Here is a 21,867-nt window from a genome sequence, read left to right as displayed (position 1 = left end):
GGGCCGGGAGAAATCCTATGAGCGCCGAGATAATTCTCGCGGTCATCTTCAACGTCGTCATGGTCGGGGTGCTACTCTTTGCCGCCCTCCGAGGGGGAAAGCCTGAACGATTGGGCGCGCTCATCAACATGGGGGGGGTCGCCACGACTACCGCTATTCGATTGATCGCGGCGAAAGAAGGCTGGGCTCCGGGTGAGGTATCGATCCTGGTCATTGATGTGGCAGTCGCCGCTGGCTTCTTCTGGCTGAGCGTAACGACGATCCGCTTCTGGCCGATCTGGGCGGCAGGTTTTGCGGTCGCAAACCTCTTCATGAGCGTCTTCGGCGCCCTGCTGCCACGGGTGCCGCTCTTTGCCTACCATACAGGGCTCGGGTTATACGCCTACCTCGCGCTCGGAGCCCTTGCGCTCGGCACATTCCGGCTACCCCGCGACGCCGAGCCCTACCTTCGAAATGGATCAAGACGATTATGGGTGCAGCACCTGAAGGAGACGACCTGATCGACGTCGTCATCCGGCTTCCACGCAAGGCGATCGAGGACACTTTGCTATCAATGCCGCTGGACGCGAGAGAGCCTTCCGGCCGCAGGCTTGCAGAAGCCAGGGCAGTGTTAGCCGGCCGGCGTCGACGGAAGAGCCACTTTAGCGGGATTCGCTTCTACGATCCGAGCTGGGACATGATCTTGGAGCTGTACGTGGCTACGTGTGAACACCGTCGCATCGCTGTGTCCCAGCTATGTAAGCTAAGCGGAGGCTCGACGACCACTGCCCTGCGCCATATCGAGCATCTCGAGGCGCTTGGATACATAGTCAGACAAACGGATCCCGATGACGGACGCCGCCTGATCGTCGGCACGCTTACTCCCCTTCTTGCTGCTTCGGAGCGGTGGCTCGATCTTCAGATCGCCGAGTTCCGAATACAGGATCGGAGATTGGGCTGACGATTTCTATGGGGCTCTAGACTCCGTTTTTTTTGTCACGAGTGACATATCGAACGCCCAGAAAAGTCCCGTTCGATCTACCGCTTGGACAGACGGCGTCAGCCAATTTCGAGCCTGAACTTGCAATTCCTCGCCGACTCAACTGCCATTCCCCGCCACGCCTACCCGGCGTGGCGCGGCGCGGCGCTGAGGAGGACGCTCTTCTTCTGCGCTACATGTCACCTGAAGCTGCCGAATCGCCCGATTCTCACGCCGTTACCGAAAGCACGAGCGAGAGCGCGACGGCGTTATCGATAGCACGTGTCTCGGTGGCACGGCGTTATCGATAGCACGAGCGAAGATCGACGCTTCGTTACCGATAGCACGTGAATAACGCCCGCTTCGTTACCGATAGCACGATTCAACGCGCACGACCGACCCGCCGGTGATGCTTAACAATCGATGCTGTGGATCGGCTCAACGCTGACCGCCGCCGTCCACCCGGGCGGGCGCCACAACGATCAAGGGGACGCTGTGCGGATATGAAAACCCGACAATAAGCCGGGCTTTTCGGGACGCCTGCTAGGGCGGATGTGAGAACCCTCACTTAGCTGGCTCCCTTTCATATTGCTACCCCCACGCGCCGACCGTGGCGCCACGGTGTTGCTTTGTCTGCACGGGCTCCCCTCCCAGGGAGAACGAACAATGGCTGCTGCCCAAAGCCCTGGCCGGGGACTTCGCCGGTTTGACGAGCATGCCGCCAAGGCAACGAAGCTTGTCGATGAATTCTGCGGGCTCGAGACCGGAATGGCACCTTCCAACGCGCTTGCGGCGCTCAAACGCGCGGCTCCTTATATGGGCGTCCCCCTGCGCGTGGTCTCCGTCATCGATCTCCTGTTTGCCTGGACGAAGCCGCAGGACTGGCAGGGTGGACAAATCCCCGTCGTTTGGCCGTCGAACGACCTGCTCGCGCAAAAGCTGGGCGTAACCGTCCGACAGGTTCAGAAGCTCTTGAATCAGGCACAGGCCTTCGGCCTGATCAGCTTTCGGGATAGTCCGAACGGTCATCGTGGTGGACGCCGCGGGGCCGATGGCTTCATCACATGGGCCTACGGCATCGTCCTCGCTCCGATCGGCACCAGGCTTCAAGAATTTGCTGTGCGTGCGGCCAAGGGAGCCGCAGAGGACGCTGCACTTACAGTACTCCGCAAGCGTCTTGCTGCTGCCCGCAGGAATATCAGGGCTCTGGCCCAAACGGCATTCGACGCCGATCTTCATGATTTGAAGGCGGGTGACGATCTCGCGTTGGCGTTGATGGCCACCGACCAGATGCGTTGCGTCCGCGATGCTGGCCTTCTGACGGCCTGCGTGGAGCAGATCGAAGAGCGTGCGCGTCGTCTTGCCGGGGCTGTTACGGCTAAGATTGCCGTTCCCAATACCGGTAGCGATCAGGATGATAGTTCATGCTGGGATGGATCTGATGACATCCACTCTACAACTACAAGCGAACTCCAATCTGCTAAAGCAGATACCCGTAGCGGCTTGGCGGAAAGGAGTAGTGGAAATGGGAACGCCCTCCCCTCTCAACCTCAAACTGCAGTCGACGACGATCTGGAGAAACACGGTGTCGATCCGGAATTCATGATGTCCATCGCGCCGGAGCTCTGTTCCGGTCTACCCTACCGCGATCGATCGTGGGGCGAGATGGTCGCCATCGCGGAGCGGCTTGCGGGCCAGTCGGGGGTCAGCAATCACGCGTTTAAGGAAGCCTGTCGCATCATGGGCCAGCGAGGTGCGGCTGCCTCCGTCATCGCCACCATCCAGAAATACCGGCGCGGCGAGGTTCAGCGGCCCGGCGCGTATCTTCGCGGAATGAGCAGCAAAGCTGACAAGGGCGAATTGAACCTTGGGCGGACGCTCCACGGCCTCAAGGACACGAGCCGCGCGGTCGCGATGCGGGGGATGTCCGATGGGACCGATGCGACGCCGATCGGGAGCCTGATGTCGCGGATGGTTTCCCGGGGAGCCGGACTACGATGACGGGATCTCGTCATCCTTTCAGAGGCTTGGAGCTCGTACTGCACACCTGGTCTTCGAACGGCTTTCACGGCGTTACCGATAGCACGAGTCCGGACCGGGTTTGCGGTGGCCCGCACCTACCGAAATGTGAAACACACCCCGATTTACTAGCTAAATCGCTCCAAATCCTCGTGCTATCGATAACGCGGTCGCTTATCCGACTGCAGGTTTGCGGTCGATCCGCTATAAGCGGCTTTGCTAAGTGAAGCTGGTGGGAGCCCCGACGATGGATTCGCGAGAAGTCGCTCTCACCCAGGGTAAGCTGTTCGACTATCTCGACAGCCCGCTGCATGGCAAAGTCCGTGGCGAGCAGAGTATCATGGACTTTCCACTCTTCTCGTTAGCGAAGCGGCCTCAGATGGAGGCGATGACCTACGAGATGGACGGCGTCAAAATCGAGATCAAGCCCAGTTCGAGCGGTATCGCGACGATGTGGGATAAAGAAGTCCTGATCTACGTCCTGTCGTTGATGGTGCAGCATATTGGTCGAACCGGGGGTGAAGTACAGAACGTCTTCACCTTCAATGCACACGACTTCTTCCGGGCCACCGGAGTCGGACGCCCATCGAAGCGTGATTACGATCGCTTCATCGAAGCGCTCGGTCGCTTGCAGGGCACGCAGATTCGGACGAACATCAAAACCGGCACCGTGGGGACGAAGGGCTTCTTCTCCTGGTTCGCGGAAGCGCAGGCGACCACTCGCGAAACGGCGAGCGGCGTCGATCAACTCATGCCGGTGCGCGTCCAGCTCTGTGACTGGCTCGTCCGCGCGGTCTCGCGTGACAGCCGAATCTATGACTACCATAACGACTATTTTCGTCTCGGCTCGATTGAACGACGTCTTTATGAATTGGCGCACTGCTATTGTCGTGATGAAGAATATGAAATGCCTCTGGAAATGCTGGGTGCGAAGATCGGCTCAACGTCGCCGCTCCGCACGTTGAAAAGTCAGCTGAAGAAGATCGCAGCCGAGAATAAAATGCCCAGCTACTCAATCGAAGTGCGGGAAGTTGTTCCGGAAGTTCCTGCGCGGGATAAACTAGGCCGACGGGTCGGGAAGCCCGAGACGGTCGTCGTGATGAAGCCCAAGGATCGTTTGACAGGAGGTCGAGCCGCGTTGGCCGCCTGATATTTATATGCCTAACGTTCTGCGCAACTATCTGCGGCAGATGCGTCCCGATTGGCTTTGGAAGATTTCTTCGCGGTAGCGATGCTTCGTCGGGCACTAGGCGTGCAGAGGAGAGGGAGCCTTTGGCTTGTTGATCCGGTGATGAGCACCGGGCGACAAGAAGGAAGCCCTCGATGCGCACCTCAGCCGCAGCTCTCGAACTCGATTTCACCGAACCGTCAATCACCGCCGCCAAGGCCGTCGCCGACGCCATTGCCAGGAATGGATCGCTCCAGCGCGACACGCTGCTGTGGGTCATGGAGCAAGCCTATGGCGCTTCGTCTGCAGATGGTCGCTGGTCGCTCCGCGACGCCTACGACATGCTCGAACTCGCTGAGGTCATGTACCTCGCAAAAGCAGACCTTCCCGCCGATCCCGGCGCTTGTGTCGCTGTGCTTACCGAACTGGTCGCCAATCTGCCGACCCACACTGTTCGCAGCGAAGATCAGATCGAGCTTCAGCAATTCTCGACACCGGCGCCGATTGCGTACCTCGCGGCGCTCGCTGCGCGCATCGCCCCCACGGACCTGGTGCTCGAGCCATCTGCCGGCACTGGTCTCCTCGCTGCGTTCGCCTCACGCGCCGGTGCTCGCCTAGTCCTGAACGAGATCGATCCGGCTCGTGCCGAGATACTCGGCGCCGCCTTCCCCGGGGTTACGGTTACGCGGCACGACGCCGAGCTGATTCACGACCTGCTGGCTCCGAGCATTCGGCCTACGGCCGTTCTTATCAATCCTCCCTTCTCGCGCAGTATCGGTCGCCACGCCGACCCACTGGCAGCGTTCCGGCATCTTCGCGCCGCCTTGATGCGTCTCGCCACCGGAGGCCGCTGCGCCGCCATCCTGCCCGACCGCGTCGATACCTCAAGCCGCGCCTGGGCGAAGGCGACCGAGGGTTGCACGCTGACCCTGCACCTCGAATTGCCGGCGAATGCCTATGCGAAGCATGGCACCAGCCAACCTGTGAAGATCATGGTGCTGGAAAAGGCGACCGGCACCCCCGCCGAGCTGATCCCCTGCGCGACGCTTGCCGATGCGCTCGCGGCGATCGCCGTAAAGGCCTCTTCGCCTGTGTCCGCGCCCGTCCCGCGCACGGCCTCGCTTCTCATCCGCCCCAGCGGGCGCAGCTCGCTTCTTGGCGCCTTGGCGAGCAAACCGCGCCTGAGCGCACCACCCGCAAATGCCGGGCGGTCGCAGTCCGCGACCCTGATCGATTACACCGTGTTCGCCGAACCACTTCCGACCGGCGAGTCTGTCGGTGTGTACCTGCCCTACCGGCCGAGCCGCATCGCGATCGGCTGCGCATCGGCGCATCCAACCGCGCTGGTGGAATCGATTGCCATGGGCTCGATCACAGCGCCGCGGCCAATCTATGTCCCGACCCTGCCCCAAGCTGTCGTCGACGCGAAGACACTCTCCGACGCCCAGCTCGAGACACTGATCTATGCCGGCGACGCGTTTGAGCGTGACCTACCCGGCCTGTTTAATCCGGTTGAGGAAGGTCTGTCGATCGCACCGTCCGAGGATGGCCGTCCGTACCGAACCGGCTTCTTCCTCGGCGACGGCACCGGCGCCGGCAAGGGCCGCCAGATCGCCGCGATCATCCTCGACCAGTGGCTGCGCGGACGCCGCAAGCACATCTGGGTCTCCAAGACCGAGACCCTGCTAGAAGATGCGCGTCGCGACTGGACCGCTGTCGGCGGTCTCGCGCTCGACATCCAGCATCTCAACCAGTGGAAGCTCGGCTCGCCCGTAGGCGCGGCCGAAGGCGTGCTGTTCCTCACTTATGCGACGCTGCGCTCCAATCGCGGTGACAAGGGCACCCGGCTCCAGCAGATCCTCGAATGGGTCGGCGACGACTATGACGGCATGATCGTGTTCGACGAGGCGCACGAGATGGCCGGTGTCGCAGGTGGCGAAGGCAGCTTCGGCACCAAGCAAGGCTCCGACCAGGGCATCGCCGGCGTCCGGCTCCAGAACCTCCTCCCGCGCGCTCGCGTCCTCTACGTGTCCGCGACCGGCGCATCCGACGTCAACAATCTGGCCTATGCCACGCGGCTCGGGCTGTGGGGTCCGGGCACGGCGTTCGCCGATCGCCGGACCTTCGTCGACTCCCTGCGCCGTGGCGGGATCGCCGCGCTGGAGCTGATCGCGCGCGACCTGAAAATGCAGGGCCTCTACGTCTCGCGTGCGTTGAGCTTCGCCGGCGTCGAGTACGACATCCTCGAACACAAGCTGACCGTCGACCAGATCGAGGTGTACGACGCCTATGCCGATGCGTGGGCGATCATCCACAGCAACCTGCGCGCTGCCCTGGACGCGACCCGTGTGACGGACAGCTTCTCGAATGACACCTATAACAGCGGCGCCAAGGCGGCCGCACTGTCGATCTTCGAATCCACTAAGCAGCGGTTCTTCTGCCAACTCCTGATCGGCATGAAGCTGCCCTCGCTCGTTCCCGCGATCCGCGCCGATCTCGCCCGCGGCGAGAGCGTCGTGATCCAGCTCGTCTCGACGTCCGAGGCGATGCTCAACCGGGCACTGGCCGCGCTGACCGTCGAGGAACGCGCCAATCTCGACATCGAACTTTCGCCGAGGGAGTTTCTCATGTCGTACCTCACAGCCGCCTTCCCGGTTCGCCAGATGAAGACCTTCGTCGACGAGACCGGCAAGACCCGCTCCGAACCGATGTCGGACGGGGAGGGTCGCCCCGTGTTCAGCCGGGAGGCGCTAGAGATGCGCGACAACCTCCTCGAGCAGCTCTGCGCGCTGCCCGTCGTCGGCTCCGCGCTTGATCACATTATCGGGCATTTCGGCACCGACGCGGTTGCCGAGGTGACGGGGCGTAGCCGGCGCGTCATCATGGACGCGCACGGTCGCCAGCGCGTCGAAAGCCGCTCGCCCCGCACCAATCTCGCCGAGACCGACGCCTTCATGCGGGGGCAGAAGAAGATCCTGATCTTCTCCGACGCTGGCGGCACCGGGCGCAGCTATCATGCGAGCCTGACGTGCGAAAACCAGTCGCGCCGCAATCACTACCTCCTCGAGCCGGGCTGGCGTGCTGACGCCGCCATCCAAGGGCTCGGACGCACGCACCGAACCCACCAGGCGACCGCACCACTGTTCCGGCCGGTATCGACCGACTGCCGGGGCGAGCGTCGCTTCATCTCGACGATCGCGCGCCGGCTCGACAGCCTGGGCGCGCTCACCCGCGGCCAGCGCCAGACCGGCGGTCAGGGCCTGTTCGACCCGCGCGACAACCTCGAAAGCGACTATGCCAAGGAGTCGCTCGAACAGTGGTTTCGCCTGCTCGCCAATGGCAAGCTGCGCTCCACCACGCTGGACGAGTTTCAGAAACTGACCGGCCTCGAGCTGGAGGGCGAAGGTGGCGGGCTCAAGGAGGAGATGCCCCCGATCCAGCGCTGGCTCAATCGCATCCTCGCGCTGCGCATCGCCATGCAGAACGCGATCTTCGACGAATATCTCGGGCTGATCGAGGCCCGGATCGAGGCGGCCAAGGAGGCGGGCACGCTCGATCTTGGCGTCGAGAGCATCAACGCCGAGCGCATCACGATCCTCGATCGCACCGTCATTCGGCGCGACCAGACCAGCGGCGCCGAGACCGAGATCCTCCGGTTGGAAACCGATGAACGCTACAAGCCGCTCGCGCTCGCGTCCGCCATGCGGATCATCGGCGACGACGCCCGTCCCATCGTCAACTGCAAGTCTGGCAAGGCCGCCATACGGTGCAGCACCTACTCGCTGACCGACGACGATGGCGAGATCGTGCGCCGCTACGAGCTGGTCCGCCCGACGCGTACCGAGCGGATGCGACAGGATCTTCTCCTCGAGACGATGTGGGAGGAGGCGAGCGAAGCGGAGTTTTCCGCGCTGTGGCAGGCCGAAGTCGAGGAGATGTCGGGCAAGACCCACACCAACACGCTCTACCTCGTTACCGGCCTGCTCTTGCCGGTCTGGGATCGCCTGCCCGACGATCACGTCCAGGTCTGGCGTCTCAACACCGATGACGGCCAGTCCTTCCTCGGCCGCATCGTTCCCGCCCCGCTTGTGACCAAGCTTGCGGACGCCTTCGGCATCGCCGCCACCATCACGGTGTCAGGGGCCGAAACCGCCAAGCACGTCCTAGGCACCGCCGAGATCACCGCGCTCGGTGCGTACAGGCTGAAGCGCAGCCTGGTCGCAGGCCAGCAGCGCCTTGAGCTGCTCGACTGGCCGCACACGCGATTGCCCGAACTGAAGGCAGCCGGGTGCTTCACCGAGATCATCCAGCACAAGACACGGATGTTCATTCCCGTCGCGACTGCCGCGACCGTGATCGACCGTATCACCGCCTGACACGATCGAGGCTCTCTTCCTGGGTCATCAAAGGGAGGGGAGGGAGCCTTCGGCTTTGTGAGCTTGGAGGACCAGGCTCGCGTGACCGCGGGACGCGGCGCGCCATTTCCAAACGGAGACGACCGATGATCCAGTCCGTGAAGGTCAAGAACCTGACGCTGTCGAAGGACAATGTGCGCAAATCCAACCGTGACGCAGGGATCGACACCCTCGCCGCGAACATCGCAGCCCAGGGGCTGTTGCAGAACCTCGTCGTCACCCCGCTCAAGAAGGCGGGCACGTTCACGGTAAAGGCGGGCGGTCGGCGCCTGCGCGCCCTCCAACGTCTGATCGAGCAGGGCACCCTCCCCGCCTACCACGCCGTCCCGGTGCTCGTGCTGAGCGATGACGACAACGCGATCGAGGCAAGCCTCGCCGAGAACTTCCAGCGCGTGCCGATGAATCCGGCCGACGAGTGTACCGCTTTCAACTTCCTGATCCAGAAGGGCATGACCGCCGAGGACGTCGCCAAGCGTCAGGGCGTGACCACCCGCTTCGTCGAGCAGCGCGTGCGCCTTGCCGAGCTGGCCCCGCCTGTCTTCGAGGCGCTCGCAGCCGGCGAGATCACGCTCGGCGTTGCGCAGGCTTACGCCGTCACCACCGACGTCGATCGCCAGACGCGCGTATTCGCCCAGATGAAGACGTCCTACTATGGCGACAACCCCGACAACATCCGTCGCGCCATCCTCAACGGCACCGTCAAGGCGAACGACGCCAAGGCCCGCTTCGTCGGTCGCGAAGCCTATGTTGCCGCAGGCGGTCGCATCGAGGGCGACCTGTTCGCCACGGAGGGCGATGAGAACTGGATCGACGTCGACCTGATCGGTACGCTTGCCGCCTCGAAGCTCGAAGCCGCAGCGGCCGAACTGGCGCGAGACCAAGGCCTCGCGTTCGTCACGCCGATCGCGGCGACGCACGTTCCCTACGACCTCGAGCGCCAGCTTCACGAGTATCACGCTCCCGCCCGCGCCCTCACCGAGGACGAGACCGCGCGTGTCGAGGTTCTGTCGGCCGAGAACGACGCGCTGATCGACCAGCTCGAGCGGGAACTGCCCGACGGCAGCGCCGAGGCCGAGGCGGCGAACGCGCGTATCGAGGCGATCGAGCGCGAGCTGGAAACCATCGAGGACGCCCGTCACGAGATCGATCCGGCCCTTAAAAGCCAGATCGGGACGTTCGTCTATATCGGGGGCGATGGCGAACCCCGCGTCCACACCCGCCTTTTCAGCGAAAAGCCGGTCGTCGATCCAAACGCCCCGCCCAAGGAGTCGGGCGGCGCAGCCGGGGACGGCGATGCCGGGGACGGCGAGCAAGGTCCGAAACTCAGCGCCACGCTGATCGACGAACTGGCGACGCAGCGCCGCCAGATCCTCGCCGCCCATGTCGCCAGCGACCCGGGACTCGCACTCGACCTGACCATCTTCCTGATGGCGCAGAACGTGGTGTTCGAGCAGGCCCACATCCCCAACCACTCGACCCTGAAGTCGAGCGCCGCGGGCTTCCCAATCTTCGCCTTCCGCGACGAGGGATCGCTGGCGTCGCAGACGATCGACGATCAGCGCCAGAAGCTCGACACGAGCTGGGCGGGTCTGCCGACCATGACCGCCCGCTTCGACGCCTTCCGCGCGCTCGACGACGAAGCCCGGGGCGCGTGGGTTGCATACTCGATAGCACGAACTCTCGAACCGACGCTCAACGTTGCCGAGGGCTATCGGAGCAACGGCTTCCACGACCATCTTGGTCGCCTCCTCGACATCCAGGTCGAGAATTGGTGGCGCCCGACGGCCGAGAACTTCTTCGGCCGGGTCAAGAAGACCGTCATGCTCGACGCGCTCGAGGAGATTGGCGGCCCGATCCTGCGCGGCCGCTACAAGGACGCCAAGAAGGGCGACCTTGCCGGCACCTGTGCCTCGCTGTGTAACGGCCAGGGCATCGTCGAAGCCGAGATCCGCGAAAAGGCGACCGCCTGGTTGCCGGAAGCCATGCGCTTCGAGGGACAAGAGAAGGCGGCACGCACGCTGCTGCGCTCGAGCTTCGCCGAAGACGAGACCGGCACTGATCCGGACGAGGACGAGGATACCGACCTCGACACCGGTGACGATGCAGTGATCGATCACGAGGGAGAGGATGATTTCAGCCAAGCGGCGTGACGCCGGCTTGCACATTTCGAGGCACCTGGGGGCGGCACTCTTCGCGCAAGTGTCGCCCCTCTTTTTGTGACCCGGCACAGCCCTTCCAGAGGGGAGGATGCTCAAGCGGGTTTGCATCAATTCAATCAGGAGAACGATCGTGGCACAGACCACCGACAAGCCCTCGCCTGCCGACATCATCACCAACACGATCATCGACAAGCTCGAATCCGGGGTACGTCCCTGGGTCAAGCCGTGGCGCCCCGGCCTTGGCGGCCGTCCGCTGCGCGCGACCGGCGACCCCTACAAGGGCATCAACTGCTTCTGGCTGTGGCTGTGTGCTGAGGGCGCGGGCTACAACTCGCGCACTTGGATGACGTACAAACAGGCGCAGGCCCTTGGCGGCCAGGTCCGCGAGGGCGAACGGTCGCAGATCGCGATCTTCTACAGATCCTACAGCAAAAGCGTCGAATCCGTCGTCACCGGCGACACGACCGACGAGATGCGGCGCGTGCTGCGCTCCTACGCCGTGTTCAATTGCGACCAGATCGACGGGCTGTCTCCTGACTTCTACCCGAGCCCTGTCAGCATCGTGCCCCCGGCCGATGCGCTGCCCGAGCGCGCGCAGCGCTTCCTCGATGCGCTACCGGCAACCGTCCAGATGCGCGACGATCGCGCGTTCTACGACCGCACCGCCGATAGCATCACCATGCCGCCCGTCGAGCTATTCTCGACCCGCGCCTACTTCGCGGCGACGCTCGCCCATGAGGCTGGCCACTGGACCGGCCATCCCGACCGGCTCGATCGCACATTCGGCAAGCGCTTCGGCGACGACGCCTACGCGTTCGAAGAACTTTGCGCCGAGATGACCTCAGCGCTGCTCGGTGCCGATCTCGGTCTGCCGACGTCGCATATGGACGACCATGCCGCCTACATCGGCTCGTGGTTGAAGGTGCTGCGCAAGGATAGCCGCGCAATCATGACCGCCGCGGCGAAGGCAGAAGCGGCAGCCGGCTATCTACTCCGCGCAACCGGCCTCGACGCCTCGGCCGAACCCGAGGAACAGATCCGTGAAGCAGCATGACCGCTCCGGCCGCCCTCCCCGACCTCGGCGCCTACCGGCGCTTCATCGTGGCATTCAGTGGCGGCAAGGACAGCCTTGCCGCCCTGCTCCACCTCCTCAGCCTCGGGGTGCCGGCACACTCGATCGAGCTGCATCACCATGATGTCGATGGCCACGGCCCGACCTTCATGGAATGGCCGTGCACCCCCGCCTATGTCCGCGCGATCGCTGACCATTTTGGCGTCGCGCTCTACGTCTCGTGGCGCGAGGGCGGCTTCGCCCGCGAACTGGCGCGCGACGACGCGCCGACCGCACCCGTCCTGTTCGAAACGCCGACCGGCGTCGGCCGGGCCGGAGGCAACGGCCCTGCCGGCACGCGCGGGCTCTTTCCCCAGACGTCTCCCGATCTTCGCGCGCGCTGGTGCAGCCCCGCGCTGAAGATCGGCGACCTCGCGGCCGCGATCCGCAATCAGCCGCGCTTCCTTGACGGTCGCACGCTCGTCATCACCGGCGAGCGCGCCGAAGAAAGTCCCTCGCGTGCGCGCTATGCGACGGCTCGAGCCGCATCGCACATCTACCCTCGCGCGTGCGGTCGATCATTGGCGCCCGGCCCATGACTGGACCGAGCGCCTGATCTGGGACGCGATCGCGCAAGCGCGGATCCGTCCCCACCCGGCCTACGTTCTGGGTTGGGGCCGCCTGTCCTGCCGAGCCTGCATCTTCGGCTCGCCTGACCAATGGGCGACGCTCCGCCTCGTCTTCCCTGCCGCCTTCCGACGGCTCGCGGCTCGCGAAGCCGCGAGCGGGAAGACGATCCATCGCTCGCTCACCGTCACGCAGCTCGCTGACCGTGGCACGGCGTTTCCGGCTGCGACGCTCCATCCCGACGAATTGGCGCAAGCCGATGATCCGGTCTGGCGTCTCACGATCCTGGCGGATCGCTGGACGCTCCCTGCCGGCGCCTTCGGCGACCATGCAGGCCCGCCATGAACGCCGCGACGCGCGTCGAACTCATGGACCTGCTCGGTCCCACGCGAGAAGACCCGCTGTGGGAAGCCGAGAAATCAGGATGGCGCTGCTTTGTCATGGGCAACGACCGTTGCCATTACCGCCGAGGAAGCAAGCTCCGCACGGCTTGGCAGTCCGGCTATGACGCGGCCTCCCGCTCGGCCGACCCTGTAGGAGGGATGCTCTGACCAAGGCACCGTCCACGGAGGAGAGGGAGCCTTCGGCCTTATGAGCGCGCGTGTGCGTTCAGGAGGTTCGGTCATGCTCTACGACACCCATTACCGCCACAACGAAGCGCTCTCCCCTGACGCGCTGGGCACCCTGCCCGCTGCGCTCCATGCCCTGAACGCGGGCGTTGACGACTGTCGGCGTGCCGGCAAGCCGATCGACCGTGATGCGTCGATCCTGCTGCTGATCCGCAACCTGGCATCCGTCGCCGGATTTGGTGCGCCCAGCACTAACGAACTGCGCCTGCGCTGTGCGGAAGATCGGGGCACCGTCATCGCCGAATCCGCGCTGCTCGCCATCGCCGGCAACAGCGTCGCCGGCGACGCTACGGCAAAACGGACCTTCCATCGGCAGGCACGCCTCGCGCTCGCTTCGCTCGCCGAGACGATCGGCCTCGAGGCCCATGACGTCCGTATCGATAGCAACATGGGGGGTATCGCGGACGATGGCACGACCGAGCTGCGCCACGCCGACCTCTCGATCCGGGTGCGGCCGCACAGCTTCCTCCCCGACAGCGAGATCACCTTCAACCGCTGCCGGGGCGGCGAACACGCTGGCCCCGTTCAACGCGCGCCGATCGCCGAGCTGCTGGATGCAGCCACGTTCCAGCGCCGGCTCACCGCGACGGTTGGCGACGTGGGCGCTCCGCGCCTCGCCACTGCCGCCTGATCCCTCACGTCATCGGAGACTTATCATGGGTTGGCTCTTCATGCGCGATATGGGCGGCCACGCCTCCGCGCGCTCCTATCTCGACAACCAGTTCACCTACCAGCGTGACACGCATCGGCTGACAGTTCTCGCGTCAGCCATGGTCGGATCAACCTATTACGCCGCTTGCGAGCGCCTCGCCGACGACGCCGAACGGATCGTGTTCGGCATCGTCTGCCTCACCAAGACCAGCACCGGCGCGCGCGACGGATGCACCTTCGGCTATAAGGACATGGATGAAACGGTCGGGCCGAACGAGAGCGAGTGCCCGGCCGCGATCCTCGACGAGCTGACCGCTACGGACAGCAAATATGCCTTGGCCTGGCGCGCGCGGTGCCGCGCCAACCTGCTCGCGAAGAAGCTCGACCGGGCCAAGCCGACCCCGAAGCCTGGGCAGATCATCATCTTCGATGAGCCCATGCGCTTCAGCGACGGCAGCGACCGCAGCCGCTTCGAGGTGGTTGCCAACCCCAAGGGCAAGACGCCGCTGTTCCGCGACCCGGAAAGCCGCGCGATCTGCCGCATCCCGGCGTTTCGCAAGCGCGCCTACCGCATCGTTCATGCGGCGATCATCGTCCGGGATACGACCAATGGTTGATCGCCCGCCCGTCATCGCGGCCTGGGGGGCCGGCGTCGACTCCACCGCCATGATCGTCGAGCTCGCCGAACGCGGCGAGCCCGTCGACATGGTTCTCTTCGCCGATCCCGGCGCCGAAAAATCGGCGACTTATGCGTTCATCCCCGTGTTCCGGGCCTGGATGTCGGAACGCGGCATCCCATCCGAGATCGTCCGCTATCAGCCCCGCAACTTTAAACACTGGCCGCCCTATGCGGGCATCGCCGAGAACATGCTGACCAACGCCACCCTGCCCTCCGTGGTATTTGGTGGCGGGTCGTGCAGCCAGAAATGGAAGGCGGCCCCGCAAGATGCCTGGACCGCCAAATGGGAACCCGCGCGCCGCTGCTGGGACGCAGGCGGGCGCGTGGTAAAGCTGATCGGCTACGACGCCTCCGGACGCGACACGCAGCGTTACCATCACGCGGTTGGGTGCGAGGATCCTCGCTATGCCTACCGCTACCCCTTGCGGGAATGGGAGTGGGCGCGCGCCGACTGCGAGGCGCGCATCGCGCGCGCCGGACTCCCCGTCCCGCCCAAATCGAGCTGCTATTTCTGTGGCAGCATCAAGCCCGATGAGGTGCTCGAGCTTTCAACCGAGGAGCTGCGCATCATCGTATTGATGGAAGCGCGAGCCAAGCCTCGCCTTCGCAATGTCGAGGGCCTGTGGCGCAAGCCGGTGCTTGGCCGTCGCGGTGCGACACCGCGTCCCGGCAGCATCACGGAGTTCATCCGCGAACGCGGCCTCCTCTCACCCGCCGAAGTCGACCGCATCATCGAGACCGCGCCCTTGGCGCTACTTGATTTTCAGGCGGCGCAAGCCGCGCTTATCCCAGAGCAACGCGTCTCGATGGGGCGCTGGCTCGACGACTTTCATCGCGCGTCCGACGCGCTGGCCAAAGACCATCACCATCATACTGAGATTCCGGCGAACTCTGCACCGAACCGGCACTGACCGCCTGTGGCGTCACCTTTGCCGAGGGTCACGAGGGTCACGAGGACCACGGATGGACGATGGCGCTGTAGGTTCGGGCGCATCTCGATCGCGATTGGAACGTCGGCGATCACGCGCGCGAGATCAGCAGTGTCCTCTCCGCTGGGCGCTTCGAGGCACATGTCCACATGGCTGGCCTCTTCTCGCCTTTCCGGCCGAGTGTCCCCGCTACGAATGACCCGAACCGCTTGGGTCTCCCATTTCGCCAGCCTTCAGGAGTCCGGTCTTTTGAAGGCCTTCACCGGCCCCTTAGCGAATACCCTGCCCATTACCGTGCGGAAATCACGGTCGAGGCGGAAGATGTCGTCAGCGCCTGCCGCTCCGCTTGTTGATGCGTCGCATACGATCGACGGATGGAAGAGCCTCGATACGGAGCATCCCACTTATGTCAGCGCTTGTCGCTGAAGGTGTGGACGTCGATCCTTGGCGCTTTGTCCCGGATGGCGGCGATGCCTCCGTCCTGCCCGTCCCGGGCCTGTTCTCGCAAGCTACGGCGTGCGGGCTATGCCGCGACCCGGAGCGAGGATCTGGTCGACCAGATCCGCATCATGGTCGATGCGATCGGCGCCGATGGAGCGCCCACGGATCACCCCAGCGGCGATGGTCCGCTTGTGTGCAACGGGGCAGGCACTTCTCGACGACGTTGCGACGTTCGGGTTGAACCCCACTTCAATCGTAGCAGCAAGCGTGGTCACGTCTGCGCCCGACGCCACCTGACGCCCGACAGCCTTCCGCCAGAGGGATGCGGCACATGGGCGGCCGCGAGACCCCCGCAACCGCAAAAATCCGGGCCGAGTTGCCGCTTTGCGGCTGCCCGCACCACCCCGGTTTTTGCGGCTTCCCTCCGCTTCGCGTCGGTGCGGGCGCCTCTCATTCGGCCGCCCAGGAGGTGCGCATCCGGCGGATAGGCCGCCGGCCTCGATCAGATGAAGGGCTTGACCCCATGACCACTTCCCTCGCTGCCGCACTTTCCGCTCTGGAGCTTGGACACCTCGAACCCCGAGCCGAAGACATTTCAGGCATGTGCCCGCCCTCGACCGAAGCACTGGAGCAGACCACCACCGCCATCTGGAGCGACCTGTTCGCAACCCTCCAGAATACGTCGCTCGAGCGCGACATCGAGGAGATGGGCTGGGGCCTGGTCAACCTCTTCCACCGGGCCGCGGCGAAGAAGCACGCGATCATCGACCGTCTCACCGACGAGATCAGGCTCCTCCTGGCCGAGCAGGACGGTTCGGAGATCAACACCGCCAACCTCGAGGACAAGATCGACCTTGCCAAGAAGATCGAGGAAGCCGCCACCTGCTACGAACACATGCGCGACACCGCAGCAGCACACTATATCCGCGAAACCGGCCGTTCCTGGATCCCGTCGACCGGCAACCGAATTTCGCTCGGGGTTACGTCGGCAATCGTTGACGGACGCGCCTTCCTCCAGGCTCGGCGCGAGCGGGTCCGCGACGCCAACACTGCACAGGGCACGCCCGTAGTGTTTGCCGGGGGACGGCTGACCTTCCGGACCGATGAGGATATGAAGGCGTTTGGCGACAATCTGCTGCGTACCCTGGGTGCGGTTTGGGAGCGTGTCGGCGACATGTATCTCGTCCATGGCGGCGACATGAAGGGGATCGAGCGCATCGCGGCGTCGTGGGCCGAGCAAAACGGCATCCAGCAAGTCCGCTTCGGTCTCGATCGCAAGCTGGGTGATCGTGCCGGCTTCCGTCGCAACGAGCAGATGCTCTCGCTGAAGCCCCGCTACGTCATCGCCTTCCAGGGTAACGGCGTGACCGAGCGTCTGGTCATCGACGCCAAGAAGGCCGGCATTCGCGTGGTCGATCGTCGCGGTCCGCTGGGGACCCCGCCCGCAGCTCAGAACGCTCAGCGCGACCGAGAGGTCGCCTGAGCTTCGGCGAGGCCGCTGGCAAAGCCAGCGGCCTCGCCCTTTGCCGCCTCCCCGCAGATTCCACTCACTTCCACCCCATCTGGGAGCAAACCGATGCCTCGCCCAACCCGTAACAGACGGCTGCGCATTGCGGTCGCTTCGCGTTTCGCGTTTCGCGCTTCGTCTGACGGCGATACCTGCCACGTCGTCATGACGGACAATCGCAGCGCTCCTCGCGCGAGCGGCAAGAGGCTTTTCGTCACCGTCACCGTCACCGTCGCCGGCTCCGGCCCCCGCCTGCATGACGACGACGCGGATCGCGCTGTCGAGGTCATGATCGGTCGTGCAGGCTTCCCAGGGCGAACAGCCGAGCGGTGATGACTGGTTCCTAAGGGCAAGCTCGCGAAGGTTCGGGGCCAATAGTGTCGCGACCAGCGCGCTATTCCGCTTCGCTTCACCGAGCCCCTTAGCCGATCTTGGCCCATTCGGGTGACGATCGACTGACGGGGGCTTACCGTGCCCGCATCGCGATTCCGACGCGGAGCGGTTCCGTGGGGCGAGGCCGGAGTCTGCCCCGCGCCGTGTGCCTCTCGTTGAGGCCGCACGCCACCTCACCGCGTTGGTCTCTGCGCCGGCTTCGCCGCTCTATGCCAGGGGGGATGCGCTGCCGGAATCACGACAGCCGCGTTCGGTTCCTGCCGTCCGGGCGGGGTGCTGCGCAGCACGCCCCCCCCCATCGTCATCTCGACACGCACGACGCGCGCGCGCCGTGACGGCGAAAGACGGTACCAAGGTCCACGCCGCGACCATCATCCTTCACGACAGACACCGGCGCAGGGCGCGAGCACCAGCGAGGGAGGGTGTCAGGTCCGCCCGGATAGCGGGATCAAGGCATAGTGGCACTGCCGGACGGGCAACGCGACAAGGGCGTCCTGCTTCACGGTTCCATGTCCCTTGCCCGCCGGTGGGGGTCCATCCCCTCTCTTTCCTGAACGACCTAATCCGGCCGTCCACCCCCTCCAACCCGCGATCATTCGGGCCGAGTTGCCGTGTGCCACGGCTGCCCGCACCACCCCTTCGATCGGGGTTCCCCTGCGCGTCTTCGCGCTTCCGGTGGAGAGGGCGTCCTAGCCGTCTTTTTTGGTGTTCAGTCGAGGGGACGGACCCCCCGGCGAGCAAAAAAGGAACCTCGAAATGCAGAACCTCGTCATCCTCGCCGGCAACGTCGGCGCCACGCCTGAAGTACGCACCACCCAGGGCGGCACCAAGATCACCAACTTCTCCCTCGCCACCTCGCGCCCCAAGCGCGACCAGGACGGCAAGACCATGAAGGATGGCGAAGGTCGCCGGGTCGAGGACACCGAATGGCACCGGATCACCTGCTTCAACGGCGTCGGCAAGACCGTCGCGCAGTATGTCGAGAAGGGCCAGAAGGTCATGGTCCGGGGCCGCATCCACTACACCCGCTGGACCGACGATCAGAACATCGAGCGCTACGGTGTCGAGATCATCGCCGACGAAGTGACCTTCCTCTCCTACGGCAAGAACCGCCAGGAACGCCAAGGCGCCGCGCAGGACGATGAGGCGGATGACGTACCCTTCTGAGGGGGGCAGGACGGGCCCGGAGCTGGCGCTCCGGGCCTCTTCTCGCGTTCACCGGCAATCAGGACCGCAAGGTCACAAGTTCACGAAGACCCAGCTAAGCCGCGTGCTTGCGCTGCTCGAGTTGCTTGTTGTCCGGCAGCGTCTCCGTGAGACGTTGCTGGAGCATGCGATCGTCGAAAGGCTTGCCGATGCACGTCGCTTTGCCGGGCATGTCCCCCGGACATGGCGTCACGTTGCCGCTTGCGATCACGATCTCGATCCAGGGCCAATGCTCGGCAAAGTAATGGGTTAGCACGCGCCCGTCGCTGTCGCCGGGCATCGCCACGTCTGAAAACAGGGCGTCACACTGTCGGTATGATCGCTCAGGAGGTCTTGGCCTCTTTACCCGTACCCGCTTCGTGAAAGCGAAAACCCGCTCCCTCCGGAATGTCGCATACATGCCTGAGAATGAGCGGATCGTCGTCGACTACCAATTCATACGGGACGGTAGGGATCGCCATTCAATCTAAAGCCTTATCATGAAGCCGGGTAGCCTGTGTCGGTGTCTCGAGACGAGTTGGTGTCTCCCGGCGAAGCCGGGACCGTCGCTCTATTCCGCTTCGCTCCACCGAGCCCGGAGCCGGTCTCGGCCCGTTCGGGTGACGATCGACTGACGGACGCGCAGCGCGGAAACTTCTTTCCAGAAAGCGGCAACTTCCTTCCATCTTGGCCCGGCCGGGGCTGCACCGCCGAGCAGCGCACTGCGCCCGTCGACATTGGAGCGCGGAGAGGGGGCACGGACTGGGCAGGTGTCCACCGCGCCTGCGAGGGGGCGCGTTACCGGCAAACCAACGCTGAGCACGACGTTCCGGGCAGGCGGGCTTCACCCCGCTCTTGAGGCGCAATCCTTGGGCCGGCTCAGGGCCTTGTACGATCAACCCGCAAGGGGTCCGGGCGCTTCGCTACGGCTTTTTTCGCAAGCGAAAAAAGTGATCGCGGCCCTTCCCCGTCCTGTCGGGCGCCTGTCGAGCGGGGATGAACCCCGCCGGCTTCACAGGAGCCTCGGACATGTTCAACGATATCTGGATCGCCCGCAAAAACGCCATGGGCCTTGCAAGAACCTTGATGGTGGCAACCATGGTCATCGCCGTCGGCACCCAATATTGCGTCATCACCGCCGAAGATCACGACAGCTCGCTCACGATCGTCAACGAGTACGACCCTTACGCCTGAGTCTCCCGGGGGGCTTCGGCCCCCCTCCCCTCTCCGCTCGTCAACCGTGAAGGCGCCGGAGCGGGCATCGAGCCCGCCCCGGCCCGGCTACGCAAGCACGGCAGCCCTGCTGGACAGAGAGCTTCTGCCCCCTTCTACCCACCGCTTGGGTGCGGAATTCAAATTGAGACGGTATCTCGTCTGGAGGCGGGCAATCAGCTCCACGCCGTCCGGACAGGCGGCAGTTCCTCGAACACCTTCATCAGCCGCGGGTCGCGCAGGAGTGTCACCCATTCCCGGCCATAGGTTCGCGACGCCAGATAGAACGTAGACCCTTCGCACTCGACCATCCGGCAGCGCTCCAGTTTGTCGACGAGCGAATAGTCACAGCCGTGGCGTGCCACGATGTCTTCCAGCTCGGCCCGCATCAACGTCCCGCATTTGCAGCAACGGATCCGGACCAACGCCTTCATCCTGAGCATATCGCCCACGCTGTCCATCCAGCGGGGCCACAGGGCAACGATGTTGGCAGCCGTTTCCATGGTCGAACGATACGCCCCGATCGGCGTGGTCGTCTAGCATCAGCCTGGACCTGAAGTCTCACTCTGTCGACGATCCGCGCGGCATTTCGGGCTTCTACGTCCTGGCCGGGGCGCCCCCCCGCGCAAGCCCGCCAGCGGGCTTCTCCACTCCGTTGCGACCCTATGGGTGCGCGAGCAACCTATGCCCCGGCCGTCCTGTCGCCTGTCGAAAGGCCCCGATCGTCGGGGTCAATGGCAGGAGACCATCATGGCCGAGCAAACGCCCCAATCGAACCACACCAAGGGTGGCGCAGCGGAGATCGCCCGCCTCAACGACTGGCTGCGCGAGCATCTCACCGCCCCGGGCAACAACCGTGTCGTGATGACCAGCGGGATCGCAGACCTGATCGGCGACGTCACTCTTTTCCGAAACTTCCGCAAGCGGGCGGAGCTGCTCCGCGCGGTTCGCGACTTTGCTGCCTTCGACGAAGCGATCGACCCGTACGGCGAGCACGACCTGGGCCGGTTCCGGTTTGAAGGCGCCGACTGCTACTGGAAGATCGACTATTACAATCACGACCTTAGTGCGGGCTCAGAGGATCCGACCGATCCCTTCAAGACCACGCGCATCCTCACGATCATGCGCGTCGACGAACGATGACGTACCGCCCCGGCGCGATGGCGCCGGGGCTCTTCGTTCTGCCGAGAGGATCGGATCACGAAAGTCGAGGCCCCCCTCCCCACTCAACGCCCCGAGATGAGCGCAGCCGAGCGCGCGCGACGGGAACGCGGGATCGACTTCGCTGGTGGCAACGTCCGTCATGAAGGCGGCATTCTCTCTTATAAGATCGAGGCATCAACGCTCACGACTTGCCGCAGAATTTGGTTGAGGCGAGCTGACGGTCGCTATCTGGACATCGACGGTTGTCCGGGAAGGGTGACTGGTGCGTGTGGGAGGCAAGACCGTCGCGTGGGTCGGCGCCTCCCCTGCCCTACCAACGTCGGAAAGGCTCTGTCGTCGACTCTGTCCATCGTGACGACCGGGCGGAGCCAGCGTCAAGGATGCGCGGTTCCCCCAATTTTGACGCGGCCTTCGCGGCGCTTCGGCCACGACAAAATCGGCACCCCCACGCCCCGCTCGCGCGGCCGCTGCGCGGTCCTGTGACCCTGACCCCACCCGATCGTCAGTCGGCATCCGTCTCAACGAACAGACCGAGGTTCACATGCACGTCCAAACCGCACGCACCCAGGCATGGCTCGCTGAATTTGCAAGCATCCAAGCGGAGATCGCAGCACACGGGATGCCCGAGCGGGCAGCCCTCCCCGCAGTAAAGCGGACCCGCAAGCTCAAGCCGCTCTGGG

General features: G+C 64.4%; 21 protein-coding genes. 18 read left to right on the top strand and 3 right to left on the bottom strand.

The window, feature by feature from the left end; translation table 11 throughout:
- Nucleotides 1–17: 17 nt before the first annotated feature.
- The 13 genes from LRA87_RS16785 (at nt 18) to LRA87_RS16725 (ending at nt 15,267) form a co-directional block, all read left to right on the top strand.
- The gene (locus LRA87_RS16785) at nt 18–500 is read left to right on the top strand and encodes a hypothetical protein (protein ID WP_230781754.1); all 483 of its coding nucleotides are present in this window, start codon (nt 18–20) and stop codon (nt 498–500) included.
- On the top strand, nt 470–940 hold the full coding sequence (locus LRA87_RS16780; protein ID WP_230781753.1) for a MarR family transcriptional regulator: 471 nt from the start codon (nt 470–472) through the stop codon (nt 938–940). Before LRA87_RS16785 ends, LRA87_RS16780 begins: the two co-directional genes overlap by 31 nt.
- A 684-nt stretch (nt 941–1,624) precedes the next feature.
- Entirely contained in the window at nt 1,625–2,959 is a 1,335-nt protein-coding gene (gene repC / locus LRA87_RS16775; RefSeq protein ID WP_230781752.1) for a plasmid replication protein RepC, read from the top strand.
- 241 nt (nt 2,960–3,200) lie between these two features.
- On the top strand, nt 3,201–4,127 hold the full coding sequence (locus tag LRA87_RS16770) for a replication initiator protein A (protein ID WP_230781751.1): 927 nt from the start codon (nt 3,201–3,203) through the stop codon (nt 4,125–4,127).
- Between the two features lie 173 nt (nt 4,128–4,300).
- Nucleotides 4,301–8,521: a strawberry notch-like NTP hydrolase domain-containing protein gene (locus LRA87_RS16765; protein ID WP_230781750.1), complete on the top strand. Its 4,221-nt coding sequence runs from the start codon at nt 4,301–4,303 to the stop codon at nt 8,519–8,521.
- A 125-nt stretch (nt 8,522–8,646) separates the two neighbouring features.
- The gene (locus LRA87_RS16760; RefSeq protein ID WP_230781749.1) at nt 8,647–10,710 is read left to right on the top strand and encodes a ParB/RepB/Spo0J family partition protein; all 2,064 of its coding nucleotides are present in this window, start codon (nt 8,647–8,649) and stop codon (nt 10,708–10,710) included.
- Nucleotides 10,711–10,849: 139 nt separating this feature from the next.
- Nucleotides 10,850–11,773, top strand: coding sequence for an ArdC family protein (locus LRA87_RS16755; protein WP_230781748.1), 924 nt, complete (start codon nt 10,850–10,852; stop codon nt 11,771–11,773).
- Nucleotides 11,770–12,369, top strand: coding sequence for a hypothetical protein (locus LRA87_RS16750; RefSeq protein WP_230781747.1), 600 nt, complete (start codon nt 11,770–11,772; stop codon nt 12,367–12,369). The genes LRA87_RS16755 and LRA87_RS16750 overlap by 4 nt, the downstream gene beginning before the upstream one ends.
- Nucleotides 12,299–12,742: a hypothetical protein gene (locus LRA87_RS16745; RefSeq protein ID WP_230781746.1), complete on the top strand. Its 444-nt coding sequence runs from the start codon at nt 12,299–12,301 to the stop codon at nt 12,740–12,742. The genes LRA87_RS16750 and LRA87_RS16745 overlap by 71 nt, the downstream gene beginning before the upstream one ends.
- Complete coding sequence (locus tag LRA87_RS16740; RefSeq protein WP_230781745.1) at nt 12,739–12,948, top strand: hypothetical protein; 210 nt, start codon at nt 12,739–12,741, stop codon at nt 12,946–12,948. The genes LRA87_RS16745 and LRA87_RS16740 overlap by 4 nt, the downstream gene beginning before the upstream one ends.
- Nucleotides 12,949–13,021: 73 nt before the next feature.
- On the top strand, nt 13,022–13,657 hold the full coding sequence (locus tag LRA87_RS16735) for a hypothetical protein (protein WP_230781744.1): 636 nt from the start codon (nt 13,022–13,024) through the stop codon (nt 13,655–13,657).
- Nucleotides 13,617–14,294: a DUF6927 domain-containing protein gene (locus tag LRA87_RS16730; RefSeq protein WP_230781743.1), complete on the top strand. Its 678-nt coding sequence runs from the start codon at nt 13,617–13,619 to the stop codon at nt 14,292–14,294. The genes LRA87_RS16735 and LRA87_RS16730 overlap by 41 nt, the downstream gene beginning before the upstream one ends.
- Nucleotides 14,287–15,267 carry a hypothetical protein gene (locus LRA87_RS16725; RefSeq protein ID WP_230781742.1) on the top strand — a complete coding sequence of 327 codons (981 nt, stop codon included), beginning with the start codon at nt 14,287–14,289 and terminating at the stop codon, nt 15,265–15,267. The genes LRA87_RS16730 and LRA87_RS16725 overlap by 8 nt, the downstream gene beginning before the upstream one ends.
- A gap of 527 nt (nt 15,268–15,794) precedes the next feature.
- Here LRA87_RS16725 and LRA87_RS16720 read toward each other — a convergent pair.
- Nucleotides 15,795–16,001 carry a hypothetical protein gene (locus tag LRA87_RS16720; protein WP_230781741.1) on the bottom strand — a complete coding sequence of 69 codons (207 nt, stop codon included), beginning with the start codon at nt 15,999–16,001 and terminating at the stop codon, nt 15,795–15,797.
- A 248-nt stretch (nt 16,002–16,249) separates the two neighbouring features.
- Here LRA87_RS16720 and LRA87_RS16715 point away from each other — a divergent pair, with 248 nt between their 5' ends.
- From LRA87_RS16715 to LRA87_RS16705, 3 genes are all read left to right on the top strand, one after another.
- On the top strand, nt 16,250–17,209 hold the full coding sequence (locus tag LRA87_RS16715) for a DUF2493 domain-containing protein (protein WP_230781740.1): 960 nt from the start codon (nt 16,250–16,252) through the stop codon (nt 17,207–17,209).
- 189 nt (nt 17,210–17,398) lie between these two features.
- Nucleotides 17,399–17,566, top strand: coding sequence for a hypothetical protein (locus tag LRA87_RS16710; protein WP_230781739.1), 168 nt, complete (start codon nt 17,399–17,401; stop codon nt 17,564–17,566).
- An 816-nt stretch (nt 17,567–18,382) separates the two neighbouring features.
- Nucleotides 18,383–18,793 carry a single-stranded DNA-binding protein gene (locus LRA87_RS16705; RefSeq protein WP_131534417.1) on the top strand — a complete coding sequence of 137 codons (411 nt, stop codon included), beginning with the start codon at nt 18,383–18,385 and terminating at the stop codon, nt 18,791–18,793.
- A gap of 94 nt (nt 18,794–18,887) precedes the next feature.
- On the opposite strand, the gene LRA87_RS16700 is transcribed toward LRA87_RS16705, so the two are convergent.
- Nucleotides 18,888–19,112, bottom strand: coding sequence for a hypothetical protein (locus LRA87_RS16700; RefSeq protein WP_230781738.1), 225 nt, complete (start codon nt 19,110–19,112; stop codon nt 18,888–18,890).
- A gap of 728 nt (nt 19,113–19,840) precedes the next feature.
- Between LRA87_RS16700 and LRA87_RS16695 the strand changes: the two genes are divergently transcribed.
- Nucleotides 19,841–20,005 (top strand): hypothetical protein, encoded by a 165-nt coding sequence (locus LRA87_RS16695; protein WP_192003422.1) that lies wholly within the window; start codon nt 19,841–19,843, stop codon nt 20,003–20,005.
- 194 nt (nt 20,006–20,199) lie between these two features.
- On the opposite strand, the gene LRA87_RS16690 is transcribed toward LRA87_RS16695, so the two are convergent.
- The gene (locus LRA87_RS16690; protein WP_230781737.1) at nt 20,200–20,526 is read right to left on the bottom strand and encodes a hypothetical protein; all 327 of its coding nucleotides are present in this window, start codon (nt 20,524–20,526) and stop codon (nt 20,200–20,202) included.
- Nucleotides 20,527–20,773: 247 nt separating this feature from the next.
- On the opposite strand from LRA87_RS16690, the gene LRA87_RS16685 reads away from it, so the two are divergent.
- Nucleotides 20,774–21,166, top strand: a complete 393-nt coding sequence (locus LRA87_RS16685) for a DUF3768 domain-containing protein (protein WP_230781736.1) — start codon at nt 20,774–20,776, stop codon at nt 21,164–21,166.
- Nucleotides 21,167–21,867: the final 701 nt, after the last annotated feature.

It is taken from the genome of Sphingomonas sp. Leaf37, assembly GCF_920939475.1.
Classification (GTDB): Bacteria; Pseudomonadota; Alphaproteobacteria; order Sphingomonadales; family Sphingomonadaceae; genus Sphingomonas.
Note: the sequence above shows the minus strand (reverse complement) of the source record. Positions and strands in the feature narration are given on the sequence as shown.